Genomic DNA, 17,217 nt, shown 5'->3' on the forward strand with positions numbered 1-17,217 from the left:
CTAAGGCACGGTTTGTGGTGATGCCTCTGATTGTGGTAAAAACGTTGAACCGTAGCGGCTATACTAACCCTCTACCTCAACTTGAAGCAGTAATAACGCGCAAAAACTCCGAAAGGAGAAGGGGTAAAATCTACTCAGTAGCTTTCACCCCTTCTCCTTTCGTCAAACAGTTTGCGCTCGTGCGATTTATCGCACGTATTACTTGATCGTTTCAGTAGAGCCTAAGTATAGCTCGCTACTTATCAAATGTTTTTACCACGTATCAGTTGCATCACCACAAACCTGATTTTGTATAATTTATTGTTAATACCCTATGATATGTCTTATTATATTGTTCTTTTTAATCGGTATATCATTTGTAATTTTTATACTAATTGCTTTATGTTGTTATATTTTGTATAATATTACCATGATTAGAGGTACAATATTGGTATGTCATTATATAAAGTCAATTATAACTTAATGCTTTGTGTTTTTAGGATTCCATCTATCTTTGTAAATAATATTTTAGGAGGGACATATGAACGCAGTAAAGAATAATTTAAAAGCTTTGGCTATTCACATTATTATTAGTATTATCGGTATAATCGTATGGTTTGTTTTTGACGGAGCCTCTCAAAAATGGGCCTCGGAGAAAGCTGCACAAAATCATCAGAATTTAATTATGCTGATAGGGGCAGTTGTAGTTATTATCGCCATTTTATTCTATTTCTTTAGTGCTAGAATTCTTCTTGCTAATCAGGGAAGTTTAGTGAAGAATCTTCTCGCAGCCAGTTTGCCTTTTATCATTGGAACTCTTATCTGGGTCAGCGCAGTTATTCTTCGCTTTCATGGTACAAACGGAGAGCTACTAGGTTCTGATATTTGGGGCTTCTATTGTGTCTATAACGGGTATTCTTTTCTCTTTTTGAATGCTTTCAATATTAATAATGTTTTCCTATTTTTCATCCCAACCCTACTTCCATCGATTGCAATGGCACTTGGCATGCAGTCACGGGGGAGATAACAATATACTCCCGTGATTGTTATAGCTGTAATAAATAAATAAGGAAGAGGGGTATTGCAAATTCTTGCAATACCCCTCTTCCTTATTTATTATTTATGCCTTAAGTATATTAACTCTATTTTGTAAACCAAAGGGTTACGAATCAAATCGGATATCCAGATACGATTTTACAATATCTACGCATTTTTGGAAGCCAAGATGACCGCTGTTTAAGCATAAATCATAATGCTTCGCATCGTCCCAATCTCTTCCCGTATAATACTTGTAATAGTCGGATCTATGCTTATCGATTTTTTCAATTAGCTTTTCACTATCTCTGTCGTTCTTACTGGTCACATCCATTACATTCTTGATGCAATCTTCATGAGGAGCATGAACGAATAATTTTACTACATTAGCTTTATCCTTTAATATAAAATCTGCACAGCGTCCTATGATGATACAGGATTCTGTATCTGCAAGCTCTTTAATGATTTTTGCTTGATAATTAAATAAATTATCATTTGATACAAAATCATCGCTATCCGGGGGAATAATTTCACCCTTATAGACATTACTTGCGATTCGATATAAAAGACTTTTTTTAATCTTTTCATCTGCCTTAGCAAATAGTTCTTCATTAATACCACTATCATCGGAAGCCAATCTTAGGAGATCCCTGTCATAATACGGAATTCCCAGTTGCTCAGACAACATTTTACCGATTGTCCTACCACCACTACCATAGCCTCTTGCAATTGTAATAACATATTTACTCATATGAAACACCTCCTGCTATTTAATGGCTTACTAATATTTATTAATAACGGATATGTAAGATCCATCATTATCTTATTGTGTAAAACTATTCACCCAAATACGCCTTTTTAACAGATTCATCATTCATTAAGTCCTTTGCATTACCACTTAGAACAATCTTACCTGTCTCTAAGACATAGGCACGATCAGAGATTGCTAAGGCTTTTTTTGCATTCTGCTCAACCAAAAGTACCGTTGTACCGCTCTTGCTGATGCTTGTAATAATATTAAAGATTTCTTCCACAAGAATTGGAGAAAGTCCCATGGATGGCTCATCCATCAACACGATCTTAGGATGGGACATCAATGCACGACCCATTGCTAACATCTGCTGCTCACCACCACTTAAGGTACCGGACAACTGATTCTTACGCTCAAATAATCTTGGGAATCTTTTATATACATTCTCAAGGGACTCTTCGATTTCTGATTTATCACTACGAGTAAATGCACCCATTAACAAGTTATCATATACTGAAAGCTGGGAAAACACACGTCTACCTTCCGGTACATGTGCAATTCCTTGTGATACGATTTTATGAGCAGGGATTTTCAGTAGATTGGTGCCCTCATATAATACTTCACCGTTTTTTGCAGGAATCAATCCGGTAATCGTCTGAAGAATGGTAGTCTTACCTGCGCCATTCGCTCCGATTAATGCGATAACCTCTCCTTCGTTAACTTCAAAGGAAACATCCTTAATCGCCTGAATAACTCCGTAATAAACCTGTAAATCTTTTATTTCTAACATTGCCATAATGTATCCTATCCTTCCTACATCCGGTTATTCGCCCAGATATGCCTTTATTACATCAGGATTGTTCAGTACGTCAGTCGGTAAGCCATTCGCTAGCTCCGTACCAAAATTTAATACATAAATCTTTTCACAGATACCTGCAACCAGCTTCATATCATGCTCAATCAATAATACTGTTACATCATATTTTTCACGGACAAGTGTAATGGTTTCCATTAACTCATCTGTTTCAGCCGGATTCATACCTGCTGCTGGCTCATCCAAAAGCAGAAGCTTTGGATTCGTTGCGAGAGCTCTTGCGATCTCAAGCTTTCTTTGCTTACCATAAGGGAGATTTGAAGCGAGTCTATTCGCCTCCTGATCCAAATCGAACACTTTCAAGATATCCATTGCCTTCTCATTCATCAGCTTCTCTGTCTTATAGAAAGATGGTAAACGAAGAATTCCGGCGAAAGTGGAATATTTATAATTATTGTGAAGACCAACTTTAACATTATCAATAACGGATAAATTCTTAAACAAACGAATATTCTGGAAGGTTCTTGCGATACCTGCTTTATTGATATCAATTGTGCTAAGCCCTGTTATGTCTACTCCATCGAGCACAACACGTCCGGTATCCGGTTTATAAACACCGGTAAGTAGGTTGAACGCGGTTGTTTTACCGGCTCCATTCGGACCAATCAAACCGTAAAGCTCACCTTTTTCAATCTCGATAGAAAAGGAGTCAACTGCTCGTAATCCACCAAAGGAGATACCCAAATTACTAACTGATAGCATTGCCATAATTAAGCCTCCTTCTTCTTAAAGTTGAATATTTCTTTTAACGGGTGTCTTTTACGCCATGCAATACAGGTCGGATTCCAGTTGAAGATCATCATTACAATCAATACAATTGCATAAATCAACATACGATAATCCTGTAAGAAACGTAAGTATTCCGGTAGGAGTGTTAACAATACCGCCGCAATAATGGAACCTCTAATATTACCGATCCCACCAAGTACAACAAATACTAAGATCATAATGGATTGGTTATATCCGAAGTTTGCCGGTGAAGGCATTAGGGTCGGAATCTTATGTGCGTATAATACACCGGCTAAGCCTGCCATCGATGCCGATAATGCAAATGCAATCAGCTTGAATTTGGTAATATCAATACCGACAGATTCAGCAGCAATTCGATTATCACGAATCGCCATAATCGCACGTCCGGATCTTGAATGAATCAGGTTTGAAGTAATCATATATACTATAATTAACAGAATAATCGAAACCAAAAATGTTGAGTTACTAGGGGTTCCGGAGATACCTTGTGCACCCTTTAAGATTAACTTCCCATTCTCCTGAATATTTAAAGAGGTTGCATCGTTGATAGCAACATGAAGCCCTTTACTATCAATTCCAATGTATAAAACATTTATAATATTCTTAATAATTTCACCGAATGCAAGTGTTACAATCGCCAAATAATCACCGCGTAAACGTAATACCGCAACTCCGATTAATGCACCGAACAATGCTGCACAAATCGCACCAATTATTAGAGCTAGGGTAAAACGAATAAAGGTGTTTGGAATTGTGTCTACTGTTGCCTGCGTAAAGAACGCTCCTGTAAAGGCGCCAACACACATAAAGCCCGCATGACCAAGACTTAGTTCACCTAAAATTCCTACTGTCAGATTTAACGAAACAGCAAGAATTGAGTAATAACAAAGGTTTACTAACAGATCTTGTAATAAATTTGACATAGTACCTGTCGCAATCATAATTTGACAGATCACATAAAATATTACGATAATTCCAACTGTAATCAAGTTGTTTAAAACATTCTTATTAATATGCTTCATTCCTGTATTTTTCATATTCGCCACCTACACTTTCTCATGGAACTTCTTACCAAGAATTCCGGTTGGCTTAACAAGAAGTACAAGAATTAATATTATGAATAAGATCGCATCTGCAAGCTGGGAGGAGATATATGCACGACCTAAGATCTCGATGATACCAAGCAAGATACCACCTAACATCGCTCCAGGAATGGAACCAATTCCGCCTAATACCGCTGCAACAAATGCTTTAATTCCGGGCATCGCTCCGGAAGAAGAAGAAAGACTTGGATAAGCAGAAAACATCAATGCACTTGCAACTGCTGCAAGAGAAGAACCGATTGCAAAAGTAATTGCTATGGTTCTATTCACATTTACACCCATTAATACCGCTGCATCCTTATCCTCAGATACGGCAAGCATTGCACGTCCTGTTTTTGTATATTTAATAAAGAGTGTTAATCCAATCATGATCACGATACAAAGTGATATTGTTAGCACGGATACCCCTTTAATTGCAAGCTTTCCGCCTGCAAGATTTAGTGTCGGTAATGTAATAACTGATGTAAATGACTTCGTATCTGCACCAAAGATTAAAAGTGCAATATTCTGTAATAAATAACTTACACCAATTGCTGTGATAAGAACAGCCAAAGAGGACGCCTTTCTAAGTGGCTTGTACGCAACCTTTTCGATTGTAACACCGAGAACAGTACAAATAATTACTGCAGCCAGCACTGCAACTAACGGATTCAAACCCATGGAGCTCATGGCAATAAATATTACATAGCCACCGATCATAATGACATCACCATGCGCAAAATTCAGCATCTTAGCGATACCATAAACCATGGTATAACCGAGCGCAATCAGAGCATAAATCGAACCCTGATTTAGACCATTAATCAAATAAGTAAGAAAACTCATATTTACCCCCATCTGCATTTTCCAAGCAGAATTCTCAAAATTATTATAAAACACTCTGTGAACATAACAGGTACCATATACCGTCAACTTATTATGAATCGATATGATATCTGTTATGTTCATAATAAGGTTTTTATTAATTAAATTATATCATAGCCATAACACTGATACAATGTTAAAAGTATCAATTATCTATATTATGGAAACTACTTATGAACACTAATAGAGGGACGCTAAATAGCACCCCTCTGATTAATTATCTCATAATATCATTACTTACGCATATAAGTTTGCAATGCCTAAATTATTTGGACAATACATAAGCACCGTCTTTGATCACGATTGCTCTAGGTGCTTTGTTAACTTCACCTGTCTTTGACCAAGTCATACCTGCGCCTGTTAAACCATCAACACTAATCTGTGGCATAGCTCCCTTAAGTGCATCACCAATTTCTTTTACGCTCATATTCGGTTTTGCACCGGATTTTTCAATTGCTGCTTTGATAATATAGATCGCATCATAAGCATCTGCTGCGAACTGATTTGGTGTATCAGTATAAGCCTTCTTATAGCTTTCTACGAATTTCTTTGTCTTATCATCTGTAGCATCTGCTGCGAACGGTGTTAATAACATTACGCCTTCTGCTAAAGATTTATCAAAGTTCTTAACTGTTAATATACCATCAAGGCCGTCGCAACCGAAGAAGATTGGTTTAAATCCAGCGTCTTTGGACTGTTTCAGAATTAAAGAAGCCTCATTGTAGTAAATTGGAAGGAATACAAGCTCTGCGCCTTTATCCTTTGCTTTCTGAATCTGTACGGAGAAATCCGATTTACTTTCGGAAGTAAATGCTTCTGCTGCTACAACTTCAAGATTTTGTTTCTTTGCTTCCTCAGCAAATTTTGTATAGATACCGGACGAATAAATATCGGAACTATCATAAATTACTGCTACTTTTTTAGCAACATTATTTGATGCAATATAATCTGCGGATGCAATACCCTGGTTCGGATCGGTAAAGCATACCTGGAAGAAGTTATCATATTTTAATAAGTCTGCTGATGAACCAGATGGTGTGAGCTGGAACATATTATCAGCATGTGTCTTCTCGATAACTGCCTGGCATGCGCCGGAAGTTACAGTACCCATAAGGATCTGCATTCCTTGATCTTTTAACGTATTGTAAGCGTTAACTGACTTTTCAGGGTTTGCTTCGTCATCCTGGAATACGAATTTAATCTTTGCTCCATTGATTCCGCCAGCTGCGTTAATCTCATCTTTTGCAAGTTCTGCACCGTTTTTAACACTTTGTCCATAAACTGCAGCATCTTTGGTTACTGGTCCGATACCACCGATTACGAAAGTATCTCCTTTTGTTGTTGCTTTATCGTCTGATTTTGCAGTATCTTTTGTACCACAAGCATTAAAGCTGGCAATCACCAAACTCAATGACAAAGCAAGTGCGATTGACTTTTTAAACTTTCTCATACTAATTCTCCTCCTGATTTCTATAAAATATGCATAAAAAGACAAGTTCACCAAAATTCAGATTATTTGCAGTTAACCCAAATATCAGTGTCTTGTTATAAATAAGGCGTTCTTCGCATTTGACAATATGATGTCACTATCGGAACGCCTTTATTCTGCATATATAATAACCTCGGGAAATTGTTTTGTCAATATAATATTTCAGCGCGTTAAAGTTATCCTTTGATATATCAGTAAATTTTATTGGATTTATACATAATTCGATATTAATTTCTAAATATTACTATTTACAGAGATTAATAGTATTCTTAATTACTTATTGTATTAATTCTCCACCACATTTGTCACAGAACTCTAGCCCTTCTAAAGTGACTCCTCCACAGTCGGAACAGATTATTTTGGCAGGATAAATATCCCGCTCCAAAACCTCATATACCTCTTCTTCATCCTCTTCTGAATCCTCCACACCCGTATCGGAAAGTACTTCCTCTTCAGCAGGATCTGCATCCTCCTCATCCGGGAGCTCTTCTAGGAAATCGCCTTCCAGCATTTCTACTTCCAGCATTTCTACTTCCTTCACTCCATAGAGTTGTTCTTTCGGTTGAAAGGATGTATCCTGTCCTTTCCTATTAAATATACGACCAATCAAAGACATATTCTGATTCCTTTCGTGTTCGTGATGGAATTAACTTTCACTACTTAATAGTTTTTGTCCGGTAGATCCACGCATCTCAATCACCGGCACACCTTTTCCTTCAATATAATCCCTCGTAATAATAACTCTTCCGATATTATCATCCTTTGGAATTTCATACATAATATCAAGCATCAGATCTTCAAGTATGGCTCTAAGTGCTCTTGCACCGGTCTTCTTCACCAGCGCTTTTTCTGCAATCGCTTCCAAAGCTTCCGGATCAAACTGAAGATCAACCTCATCCAAGGCTAAAAGCTTTTGATACTGTTTTAATATTGCATTCTTTGGCTCCTTTAAGACAGTAACCAACATATCTTTTGTCAAACCTTCCAGTGTATAAAGAATAGGGAGTCTGCCTAGGAATTCCGGAATCATACCGTATTCACGAAGATCGTCCAAGGTCACCTGCTGAAGAATATTTGGATCCTCATCATATTTATCTTTTAAATCAGCTTTAAAACCGATCGAAGATTGTTTATTCAATCTTGTTTTAATAATCTTATCCAAATCAGGGAATGCTCCACCACAGATAAAAAGAATATTCTGTGTATTTACGGTAGTTAAAGGAACCATCGCATTCTTTGAACTCGCACCAACCGGTACCTCTACATCGCTTCCTTCTAAAAGTTTAAGCAATCCTTGCTGTACTGATTCACCACTTACATCCCTGCTATTCGTGTTACGTTTTTTCGCTATCTTGTCAATCTCATCAATAAAGACAATCCCTCGCTCCGCCTTCTTTACATCATTATCGGCTGCCTGTAGCAGTTTGGAGATTACACTTTCTACATCGTCACCGATATATCCTGCTTCTGTAAGTGATGTGGCATCAGTTATGGCTAACGGCACATTTAAAAGCTTAGCCAACGTTTTTACCAAATAGGTTTTACCACTTCCGGTCGGTCCTATCATTAGCATATTCGATTTTTCAATCTCAATCTCCGGTTCCGTTGTACTACCAATTCTCTTATAGTGATTGTATACACCTACCGATATAACCTTTTTTGCGCGTTCCTGACCGATAATGAATTCGTCAAGACTTGCTTTTATTATATGTGGTGACGGGATCTTCTTGCGGTCGAACGCTTCCGACTGCTGTGCCTCCTCCTCTGGCTTACTCTTTTTTAATTTCTGAGACTTTGGAATATCATTTTGAAGTTGTGATAAATTCATCATGTTCGGTGTTACTCCCATCATATGAAGATATGGATTATCTCCTTTATTAATGGTGTCAAACGTTTTCTGCATACAATCCGCACAAATACTGATCTGGTTCGGAATATGTATCATCTTCCCCACCTTGCTCTCAGGCCTTCTGCAAAGATAGCAGATCTCCTCGAATTCTTCATGATCTTTATGATTATCTATATTGTTATCATCAATATTACTCATTCATTACCTCCTAGTTGTAATAATTTAACTAATATCATTGGTTTAGGTTTTATTTATATGACGATTATATCCTATAACCCTATTCGGTTCAATAGCTGAATATTTTACATATTCTCTATTTAAAATATGTTGAATTCCATAATTTGGTCAATACTTTTAAATAGAAGAAATGCCGGATACTACTCAAATTACAGAGCAGACATCCAGCACTTCCATCTATCTTTTTGCACTATTTACACTTTGTTATTGGTTAGGAGAATCGGACAATTGAGGGTTTTTACTCAGAATAGCTTTTATCTTCGCTTCCTTATACTGTCCATCCGTGTTACGCATATAAGTTATCTCTACTTCAGTACCGACCTTCAGGCTGTTAACCTTGTCTTTTAGCTGAGTGATAGAGGTGATTTTTAAATCATTCAACTTCGTGATGATATCCTCTGGTTTGATACCTGCTTTTCCCGCTGCACCGCCAGGGGCTACCTCATTAACATAAACGCCAATTGGAATCTTGTAGGCTTTTGCATCACTATCGGTAACATCATATCCTGTGATACCGAGGAAACCTTTTTCCTGTTCCGAAAGTATTTCTCGTTTCATTAACTCATTGATAATCGGAGTTGCTTTGGAGATAGGAATAGCATAACCCATTCCTTCAACTTCATCGGATGCATATTTTACGGTATTAATACCAATTACTTCGCCCGCATCATTTAACAAAGCGCCGCCGCTGTTTCCGGGATTAATTGCTGCATCGGTTTGCAACAAGGTCATCTTTTTTGAGGCGGTATAACCGTCTGAAACTTCAACTACACGGTCTTTGGCACTGATATATCCAACGGTAACTGATTGGCCATACCCTAATGCATTGCCGATAGCAATTGCAATTTCACCAACTTTTACATTGTCAGAATTACCGAGTTTCGCTACTTTTATCGCTTTTAATGTAGTGTCTTTTAAAGAAGAAATATTAATACTAATTACTGCCAGATCAGCTATGGCATCCGTTCCTTTTACCTCTGCCAATGCCTGTGTTCCGTCAATGAATACTACCGATATCTTTGTTGCACCTTCCACCACATGGTTATTGGTTGCAATCAATAATTCTTTATCATTTTCACCAACGATAATTCCGGAACCGCTTCCCTGCACTACCTGATCATTTTGCTGACCAAAGAATGAATTGGGTTGTGTTTCAGTAGAATTGATGGACACAATAGCAGGTAGAGTTTCAGCAGATACATTTGAAATTGATGATCTATCCTTCGTATTAACATTACCCTGCTTTGTATATCCAACTTGATAGGAATCCTTTTCTCCTATCTTTCCAATCGTGGATAACGCCGCATCGGTAGGAGAATTCGGATTAATGTTATGATATAATTCCTGACACCCGATAAAGGTTAAAGCAGCAATCAATCCAAAGCTGATTGCTTTTATAGTAAGCATAAACCCCTTAAAGTTTTTTCCTTTTTCTTGCTGAGGAGGCTGACTCGCCGCAGCATTGGAATTATTACTTTGCCAAGTGTCCGTTCCCTGGTTATAATAAGTATATGTGCTGTTTGGCATTTGTTCAGCCCAAAAGCTGTAGTTTGGCAATTTATTTAATTCATTGTCATTATTATTTTCACTGTTATCCCTACTGTTTTCATAAAAATTGTTGTTATTATTTTGCTCAGACATTGAAATTCTCCTTTCAGCAATTAAAACTAAGTAATTCATAATTCATTCTTAGGATAGTTTATCAACAGATTGTGTTTAGATTGTGAAAAAGAAAAAGAAAAATAAAAAAACATGTATCAATTCCTTACATTGACAAGTAATTTCCAGTTGAATCAAAAAATTATGTTGTTGAAATTGACATAATCATGTATTATATTAGAGAAGTTGCTCTGAACTTTTATATCAAAAAGCTAACATAATCAAAATATTAATATATACGCATTACTTAGTTGCTTAGCGGCAACGCGGAGGTTAACATGATTAAAGACAATCAAAAAACATTTAATAGAGTACACGTCCTTTTGGATGCATGTGTTGTTATAATATCCTACCTTGCATCCTACTATATCCGATTCAAAGGTCCTTTTCAGAGTTGGGAGCTATTTCAGGCAGAGCCGGGAACCTTTTACGATATTCAGGGTTACGCATGGAGAGTGATATTCGTCGTTCCTCTATACTTAACCATATATTACTACACTCATCTGTACACGCCAAAACGTGGAAGAAGAAGGTTATCCGAGGTTATTAATATTATAGGAGCTAATGTATTAGGGCTGGTATTCTTCTCCTCATTCTTATATATAACGAAGGAAAGTAATATATCACGTGCGTATCTAGGACTGTTCTTCACAATGAACATTACATTAAGTGTCATTGCACGAATGATTGTGTCCAATATTCTTCGACTTGCACGACGTAAGGGATATAATCTCAAGCATGTTCTTTTGGTTGGTTACGGAAGCGGTGCACAAGCTTTTATCGATCGTGTATTTTTGAATCCTCAATGGGGCTATTATATCCATGGAATATTGGATGACAACATAGAAATCGGTACGATGTATAAGAAAGTGCCGGTGATCGGAACGATAACTCATCTAGAAGCGTTCTTAAGAAAAATGACGCTGGACGAGATCGCGATTACAATTAGTGTTAATGAGTATCACAAACTGGAGAAGATTGTTCAAATCTGTGAGAAATCCGGAGTTCATACAAAGTTTATTCCTGACTATTACAGCTTTATACCAACCACGCCTTATACCGAAGATTTATACGGACTACCGGTTATCAATATCCGTAATGTTCCGTTGACCAATTCCTATAATAGCATTAGAAAGCGAATTGTTGATATCTTTGGTGCCTCCGTGGCATTGATTTTATTTTCGATTCCGATGTTACTGGTTGCGATGATTATTAAGATAACTTCACCAGGACCTGTTATATTCTCTCAGATTCGTGTCGGAAAACATAACAAGAATTTTAAAATGTATAAGTTCCGATCAATGGAGATACAACCGGAAAAAGAGGAACAGAAGGCATGGACGACCAAGCGAGATCCCCGTGTGACCGGCATTGGTAAGTTCATAAGAAAAACCAGTATCGATGAATTACCTCAGCTAATCAATATACTAAAGGGTGATATGAGCCTAGTAGGCCCCAGACCCGAGCGTCCCTTTTACGTTGAAAAGTTCCAGGAAGAGATACCGCGTTATATGATTAAACACCAGGTTTCTCCTGGTCTGACCGGTTGGGCACAGATTAATGGCTACCGAGGTGACACTTCAATAAAGAAACGAATCGATCATGACTTATATTACATTGAAAATTGGACTTTAACACTGGACTTTAAGATTATATTTTTAACATTCTTTAAAGGGTTCATAAATAAAAACGCTTATTAATATTTCCAATAGATTAATATTAATATCAAATAACCATACTAAATCACAAATGAATAATAAGGAAGAAGGGAACAAATCATGGAAAACGAAAAGATGAAAACCACTAACTTAAATAAGAAACCGCAAAAAGCCAAGAAAAAAATGAGCAAAAGAAAAAAGCTTATAATATTATTTATTGTAGAACTTTTTATATTGATAATTGCAGTAGGTCTCATATATGGAATAAGTAAAGTAGGTAAAATTCAGCATGATAGCTCCGATGATAAGAATATTATCAAGAATGAAAATGTTAAGATTACTGGATACCGTAACATCGTATTATTTGGAGTAGATTCCAGATCTAACGCATTAAAGAAAAGCACTCACAGCGATACCATCATCATTGCAAGCATTAATAATAAGACCAAAGATGTTAAATTGGCTTCCGTATACCGTGATACCTATGTAAACATCCCTGACAAAAACAAATTTGATAAAATTAACTCAGCATACTATAGAGGTGGTTATTCACTCGCACTTAGTACCATTAATACTAATTTTGATCTTGATGCGAAGGAATTTGTAACTGTGAATTTTGACGCAGTTGTAAAAGCCATCGACTTGGTTGGCGGTGTTGAAATCGATGTTCAGGAAAATGAATTAAAACATATGAACAAATATATCAGAGAGTTGAATAGAATCAACAAAACCGACGTATCTGAAGTAAAATCCGCCGGCAAACAATTATTAAACGGTACTCAAGCAACCGGATGGTCTCGTATCCGTTACACCGCAGGCGGAGATTTCAAACGTACTGAACGCCAACGTGTTGTAGTAGAAAAAGTATTTTCTAAGGTGAAGAAGTCCAATATTGGTACTATTAATAAATTTATTGATATTATGTTCCCTAAGATCTACACTAATCTATCCAATGTGGATATGTTAATGTTAGCAAAGGATGTATTCTCCTATAGCATTGTGGATCAAACAGGCTTCCCATATGAAAAAGATGCCCATACGTATAACAAAGTATCCTATGTATTCCCGATTGATTTATCCGCAAATGTATCTAAACTGCACCAATACTTATTTAACAAAGAAGGATACGTGCCAAGTGATACGGTGCAAAAGTTCTCCAACGAAATAGAATCGATACGCAAATAGAACGCATCTTCTTTCACACCGAAAAGCCCCCATACAGAACAGTATGGGGGCTTTCGATTGCTATAAATATTTATCTTTATTTCTTTAGTTTCGCTTCGTATATTTCACAAATCTCATTTACGTCACCCTTCGCGATCATGGTGCCCCTTTCCAATAAAATTGCTTTATTACAGATGGATTTTACTTGTTCTATGCTGTGAGATACAAATAACACAGTTACACCCTGTTTAAACATGGATTTAATCTTCTTCTCACTCTTATTACGGAATTTCGCATCACCAACCGCAAAGACTTCATCGAGTATGAGTATCTCAGGATCTACTACAGTTGCAATAGAGAAGCCCAAACGAGTTTTCATACCGGAGGAATAGTTTTTAACCGGTACATTAATAAAATCACCCAGCTCCGAAAACTCTACAATCTCATCATATTTTGATCTGATGAATTCTCTGGAATACCCTAGAACGGCTCCATATAAGAAGATATTTTCTGCACCGGTATATTGTAAATCGAAACCAGCTCCAAGCTCAAGTAACGGAACAATACGACCCTTAGAAGTAACACCACCCTCTGACGCCTTTAATACTCCTGCAATAACTTTTAACAATGTACTTTTACCTGCACCATTTAAGCCCAGTATACCGACACGATCCCCTTTTTCTACCTGGAAATCGATATCCTTTAACGCCCAAAAATCTTTATAATTAATATTGCCTTTAACTTTTCTGATTAAAAATTCTTTTAAGTTGTCCACTTTCTCGGAGCCCATACGAAATTTGACACCTACGTGATCAACTTTGATAACATTATTACCCATGAATCCTCCATTCCGTCAATATAACCACTATATATTCAATATAAACTTGTCCTGATTTTTATAGAACATCCATATGCCTAGAACTAACGTTACTACACTGAATATTCCGGAATAGGCCAGTGCCTGTGGATCAAGAAACTTTGCATCTATAATAGCTTCTCTAAAATTCTGTATTACTGAATATAAAGGATTAAGTTTTAGTATCCAACTATGTCCTGTTTTCAAAAGCTTATCAGGATAATAGAAGATTGCGGAGCAATACATAATAATCATGAGTAGTACACCCCATAGGTACTCCATATCTCGGAAAAATACCGCCATGGTTGCTAAAATCATACCAACACCAATTACCATGATGAACAATACAAATAAAGGAATAATTGCTTGAAACGTATATAATGTCGGTCTCACATGTGTATATATTTGAACACCAATTAACACGATTAATGAAATTAAAAATGTTACATATTGAGCAATAATTGCTGATAACGGATAGATATATTTTGGCACATAGACTTTCTTAATCATTTGTCCATTAACACGAATTGAGTTCATTGCCCCCTTAGTCGCATTAGCAAAGAAGGTGTACAAAAGACGTCCTGTAACGATATAAAGCGGAAATTGCACATTTTTATTCCCATACAATCCACCAAATACCAGTGTTAATACTATCGTGGTCAATAACGGCTCTAGTAATGTCCATAGAATACCCAAATAGGATCTTCTATACTTCAACTTAATATCTTTAATGATAAGTTCGGAAAGTAAGAATCTATACTTCTTAAAATTTTTAATTACCTGTTTCATTCTTGTCACCATTTTTCAAAAATGTATTCATATCATCATAACTCCTTAGAAAGTATTGACTAAGCAATCAGTAGGTATACACATATATCCCCTCGTATGTGCTCCATATAACACTTCTGAATTAATTTTCCTTCATCACTTTATTATTTGTTTGCTCTTCCCTATAAATTTAGTACAAAAGCGATTATAGCATTCTCACTACTACAAGTCAATAATGCTTTCTTTACTTTATCTCAGAACAAGAAAATGCTGCTGAATAACAATAATTCTATTCAGCAGCAATAATCCGTCTAAAGATTAAAAGTTTAATCGATTTAATGCACTAAAAATCGCTCGAATGGAGGCTCTGGTAATGTTAGAACTTATTCCGACACCGAAGGTCGTTTTACCATTTTCCAAATTTAACATCTGAATATATGCAGCAGCCTGTGCATTCTCTCCCCCACCTAATGCATGCTCTGTATAGTCAAGAATTTTGACCTGAATACCTAATTCCTTTTGTAAACCTTTTAATGCAGCATCAAGAGGTCCATTTCCAACTGCTTCAAATGACTTGTTTACACCGTTATTCGTGTAAACAACCGTTGCATTCGTGCTTGCCGCATCATTTTCAGCAACATCTTCTATTTTACATTTTATAAAATGTAACGGTGTTTTTTTGTCCAAGTAATTCGCTTTGAACTCATTCATAATCTGATCAGGAGAAACTTCTCCTTGTTTTTCAGATAATAGCTGAATTACCTCTGCAAATTCCTTGTGCATTCCTTTCGGCAGCTTGAATCCATAGTAGTTCTCCATAATGAAAGCAACACCGCCCTTACCGGACTGGCTATTAATACGTACGATTGGTTCATATTGTCTGCCAATGTCGGATGGATCAATCGGAAGATACGGTACAGCCCAATACACACTGTTACGATCCTTCATCGCCTTGACCCCTTTATTTATCGCATCCTGATGAGATCCTGAGAAAGCTGTAAATACAAGCTTCCCGGCATAAGGATGACGTTCATGTACCCTCATCTTACAAGTGCGTTCATAAACCTCTATAATTTCATTAATACTGTCTATCTCTAATTCTGGATTAATTCCTTGGGAAAACATGTTGTATGCTAATGTTAATATGTCGACATTACCGGTTCTTTCACCATTACCGAATAACGTTCCTTCCACTCTATCCGCTCCTGCTAAGATTGCAAGCTCGGCGATTGCAATGCCGGTACCTCGATCGTTATGTGGATGAATACTTAAGATAATAGAATCTCTATTCTTAAAATTACGGCTCATCCATTCAATCTGGTCTGCATACACATTTGGAGTGTTCATTTCAACGGTAGCAGGAAGATTAAATATTACTTTATTGTCAGGAGTGGCTTCCCATATCTCTTGCACTGCTGTACATACCTCAAGAGCATATTCTACTTCAGTACCGGTAAAGCTTTCAGGGGAGTATTCTAAAAAAATCTTGCCGGGAAAGGTCTTTGCATATTCCTTTACAAGCTTCGTTCCTTCCATGGCTATCTGTTTAATCTCTTCCTTGGACATATGAAACACTACATCTCTTTGTAAAGTAGAGGTAGAGTTATAGATATGTACAATCGCTTGTTTTACACCCTCTAACGCTTCAAAAGTCCTCTTTAATAAATGCTCTCTGCACTGTACCAATACCTGAATGGTTACATCATCAGGAATTAACTTTCTGTCCACCAACTGTCTTAAAAAGTCAAATTCGATTTGAGAAGCGGATGGAAAACCGACTTCAATTTCTTTAAAGCCAAGCTTTACTAACATCTCAAAGAACTCTATCTTTTCTTCCACTATCATTGGCTCGATCAAAGCCTGATTACCGTCTCTTAAATCAACGCTACACCAGATCGGTGCTTTTACAATCTGCTTATTTGGCCATTGTCTATCAGGTAAATTTACAACCGGGTTTCTTTGATATCTCTTATAATTCAACATATGAATTACCTCCTAAATTAATATGTTTTCAGCGTTCTGCCACAGGCAGATAAAAACGATACGCATATATGCGTTTGCGCTGATAGCGCATCCTGCACGGGGTGCATCTTTTACTCATACTAACTACGGAGTCGATATATCACACTGTACAATTTGACAATAAATAAATTCGTGTTGTCTACTCGAGTCCCAAAAAAA

Annotated in this window: 15 protein-coding genes; 3 read left to right on the top strand and 12 right to left on the bottom strand. The window is 36.9% G+C overall.

Features of this window, described 5'->3' with window-relative positions; genetic code table 11:
- The first annotated feature begins 520 nt into the window (after positions 1–520).
- Positions 521–1,006: a hypothetical protein gene (locus AC6IWN_RS14000; RefSeq protein ID WP_497988024.1), complete on the top strand. Its 486-nt coding sequence runs from the start codon at positions 521–523 to the stop codon at positions 1,004–1,006.
- A 135-nt stretch (positions 1,007–1,141) separates the two neighbouring features.
- Here AC6IWN_RS14000 and AC6IWN_RS14005 read toward each other — a convergent pair whose 3' ends face one another.
- From AC6IWN_RS14005 to AC6IWN_RS14045, 9 genes are all read right to left on the bottom strand, one after another.
- Entirely contained in the window at positions 1,142–1,765 is a 624-nt protein-coding gene (locus tag AC6IWN_RS14005; protein ID WP_497988025.1) for a cytidylate kinase-like family protein, read from the bottom strand.
- Positions 1,766–1,850: 85 nt separating this feature from the next.
- Entirely contained in the window at positions 1,851–2,561 is a 711-nt protein-coding gene (locus AC6IWN_RS14010; RefSeq protein WP_497988026.1) for an ABC transporter ATP-binding protein, read from the bottom strand.
- A gap of 27 nt (positions 2,562–2,588) precedes the next feature.
- Positions 2,589–3,347 (bottom strand): ABC transporter ATP-binding protein, encoded by a 759-nt coding sequence (locus AC6IWN_RS14015; RefSeq protein ID WP_497988027.1) that lies wholly within the window; start codon positions 3,345–3,347, stop codon positions 2,589–2,591.
- A gap of 2 nt (positions 3,348–3,349) precedes the next feature.
- Positions 3,350–4,426 (bottom strand): branched-chain amino acid ABC transporter permease, encoded by a 1,077-nt coding sequence (locus tag AC6IWN_RS14020; RefSeq protein ID WP_497988028.1) that lies wholly within the window; start codon positions 4,424–4,426, stop codon positions 3,350–3,352.
- Between the two features lie 9 nt (positions 4,427–4,435).
- Positions 4,436–5,317 carry a branched-chain amino acid ABC transporter permease gene (locus AC6IWN_RS14025; RefSeq protein WP_497988029.1) on the bottom strand — a complete coding sequence of 294 codons (882 nt, stop codon included), beginning with the start codon at positions 5,315–5,317 and terminating at the stop codon, positions 4,436–4,438.
- Between the two features lie 304 nt (positions 5,318–5,621).
- Positions 5,622–6,806, bottom strand: coding sequence for an ABC transporter substrate-binding protein (locus AC6IWN_RS14030; protein WP_497988030.1), 1,185 nt, complete (start codon positions 6,804–6,806; stop codon positions 5,622–5,624).
- A gap of 316 nt (positions 6,807–7,122) precedes the next feature.
- Entirely contained in the window at positions 7,123–7,461 is a 339-nt protein-coding gene (locus AC6IWN_RS14035; protein WP_497988031.1) for a hypothetical protein, read from the bottom strand.
- Positions 7,462–7,491: 30 nt separating this feature from the next.
- On the bottom strand, positions 7,492–8,892 hold the full coding sequence (gene clpX / locus AC6IWN_RS14040; protein WP_497988032.1) for an ATP-dependent Clp protease ATP-binding subunit ClpX: 1,401 nt from the start codon (positions 8,890–8,892) through the stop codon (positions 7,492–7,494).
- A 243-nt stretch (positions 8,893–9,135) separates the two neighbouring features.
- Positions 9,136–10,572, bottom strand: coding sequence for a S1C family serine protease (locus tag AC6IWN_RS14045; protein ID WP_497988033.1), 1,437 nt, complete (start codon positions 10,570–10,572; stop codon positions 9,136–9,138).
- 296 nt (positions 10,573–10,868) lie between these two features.
- Here AC6IWN_RS14045 and AC6IWN_RS14050 point away from each other — a divergent pair, with 296 nt between their 5' ends.
- Positions 10,869–12,290 (top strand): undecaprenyl-phosphate glucose phosphotransferase, encoded by a 1,422-nt coding sequence (locus AC6IWN_RS14050; protein WP_497988034.1) that lies wholly within the window; start codon positions 10,869–10,871, stop codon positions 12,288–12,290.
- 78 nt (positions 12,291–12,368) lie between these two features.
- A complete protein-coding gene (locus AC6IWN_RS14055; protein ID WP_497988035.1) occupies positions 12,369–13,433 on the top strand; it encodes an LCP family protein in 1,065 nt (354 codons plus the stop codon).
- Between the two features lie 76 nt (positions 13,434–13,509).
- On the opposite strand, the gene AC6IWN_RS14060 is transcribed toward AC6IWN_RS14055, so the two are convergent.
- The 3 genes from AC6IWN_RS14060 to leuA all read right to left on the bottom strand — a co-directional run bounded on the left by AC6IWN_RS14060 (position 13,510) and on the right by leuA (position 17,019).
- Positions 13,510–14,250, bottom strand: a complete 741-nt coding sequence (locus tag AC6IWN_RS14060) for an ABC transporter ATP-binding protein (RefSeq protein ID WP_497988036.1) — start codon at positions 14,248–14,250, stop codon at positions 13,510–13,512.
- Positions 14,251–14,277: 27 nt separating this feature from the next.
- Positions 14,278–15,057, bottom strand: a complete 780-nt coding sequence (locus AC6IWN_RS14065; protein ID WP_497988037.1) for an ABC transporter permease — start codon at positions 15,055–15,057, stop codon at positions 14,278–14,280.
- 297 nt (positions 15,058–15,354) lie between these two features.
- A complete protein-coding gene (leuA, locus tag AC6IWN_RS14070; protein WP_497988038.1) occupies positions 15,355–17,019 on the bottom strand; it encodes a 2-isopropylmalate synthase in 1,665 nt (554 codons plus the stop codon).
- Positions 17,020–17,217: the final 198 nt, after the last annotated feature.

The sequence above is a fragment of the Variimorphobacter sp. HTMS_6 genome, assembly GCF_059717775.1.

What these genes read in the sequence shown, in the direction of transcription:
- leuA (WP_497988038.1), bottom strand. Translation starts at nt 17,019, where the DNA reads ATGTTGAATTATAAGAGATATCAAAGAAACCCGGTTGTAAATTTACCT.
- AC6IWN_RS14010 (WP_497988026.1), bottom strand. Translation starts at nt 2,561, where the DNA reads ATGGCAATGTTAGAAATAAAAGATTTACAGGTTTATTACGGAGTTATT.
- AC6IWN_RS14025 (WP_497988029.1), bottom strand. Translation starts at nt 5,317, where the DNA reads ATGAGTTTTCTTACTTATTTGATTAATGGTCTAAATCAGGGTTCGATT.
- AC6IWN_RS14020 (WP_497988028.1), bottom strand. Translation starts at nt 4,426, where the DNA reads ATGAAAAATACAGGAATGAAGCATATTAATAAGAATGTTTTAAACAAC.
- AC6IWN_RS14035 (WP_497988031.1), bottom strand. Translation starts at nt 7,461, where the DNA reads ATGTCTTTGATTGGTCGTATATTTAATAGGAAAGGACAGGATACATCC.
- AC6IWN_RS14015 (WP_497988027.1), bottom strand. Translation starts at nt 3,347, where the DNA reads ATGGCAATGCTATCAGTTAGTAATTTGGGTATCTCCTTTGGTGGATTA.
- AC6IWN_RS14030 (WP_497988030.1), bottom strand. Translation starts at nt 6,806, where the DNA reads ATGAGAAAGTTTAAAAAGTCAATCGCACTTGCTTTGTCATTGAGTTTG.
- AC6IWN_RS14005 (WP_497988025.1), bottom strand. Translation starts at nt 1,765, where the DNA reads ATGAGTAAATATGTTATTACAATTGCAAGAGGCTATGGTAGTGGTGGT.
- AC6IWN_RS14055 (WP_497988035.1), top strand. Translation starts at nt 12,369, where the DNA reads ATGGAAAACGAAAAGATGAAAACCACTAACTTAAATAAGAAACCGCAA.
- AC6IWN_RS14045 (WP_497988033.1), bottom strand. Translation starts at nt 10,572, where the DNA reads ATGTCTGAGCAAAATAATAACAACAATTTTTATGAAAACAGTAGGGAT.
- AC6IWN_RS14000 (WP_497988024.1), top strand. Translation starts at nt 521, where the DNA reads ATGAACGCAGTAAAGAATAATTTAAAAGCTTTGGCTATTCACATTATT.
- AC6IWN_RS14060 (WP_497988036.1), bottom strand. Translation starts at nt 14,250, where the DNA reads ATGGGTAATAATGTTATCAAAGTTGATCACGTAGGTGTCAAATTTCGT.
- AC6IWN_RS14065 (WP_497988037.1), bottom strand. Translation starts at nt 15,057, where the DNA reads ATGAAACAGGTAATTAAAAATTTTAAGAAGTATAGATTCTTACTTTCC.
- clpX (WP_497988032.1), bottom strand. Translation starts at nt 8,892, where the DNA reads ATGAGTAATATTGATGATAACAATATAGATAATCATAAAGATCATGAA.
- AC6IWN_RS14050 (WP_497988034.1), top strand. Translation starts at nt 10,869, where the DNA reads ATGATTAAAGACAATCAAAAAACATTTAATAGAGTACACGTCCTTTTG.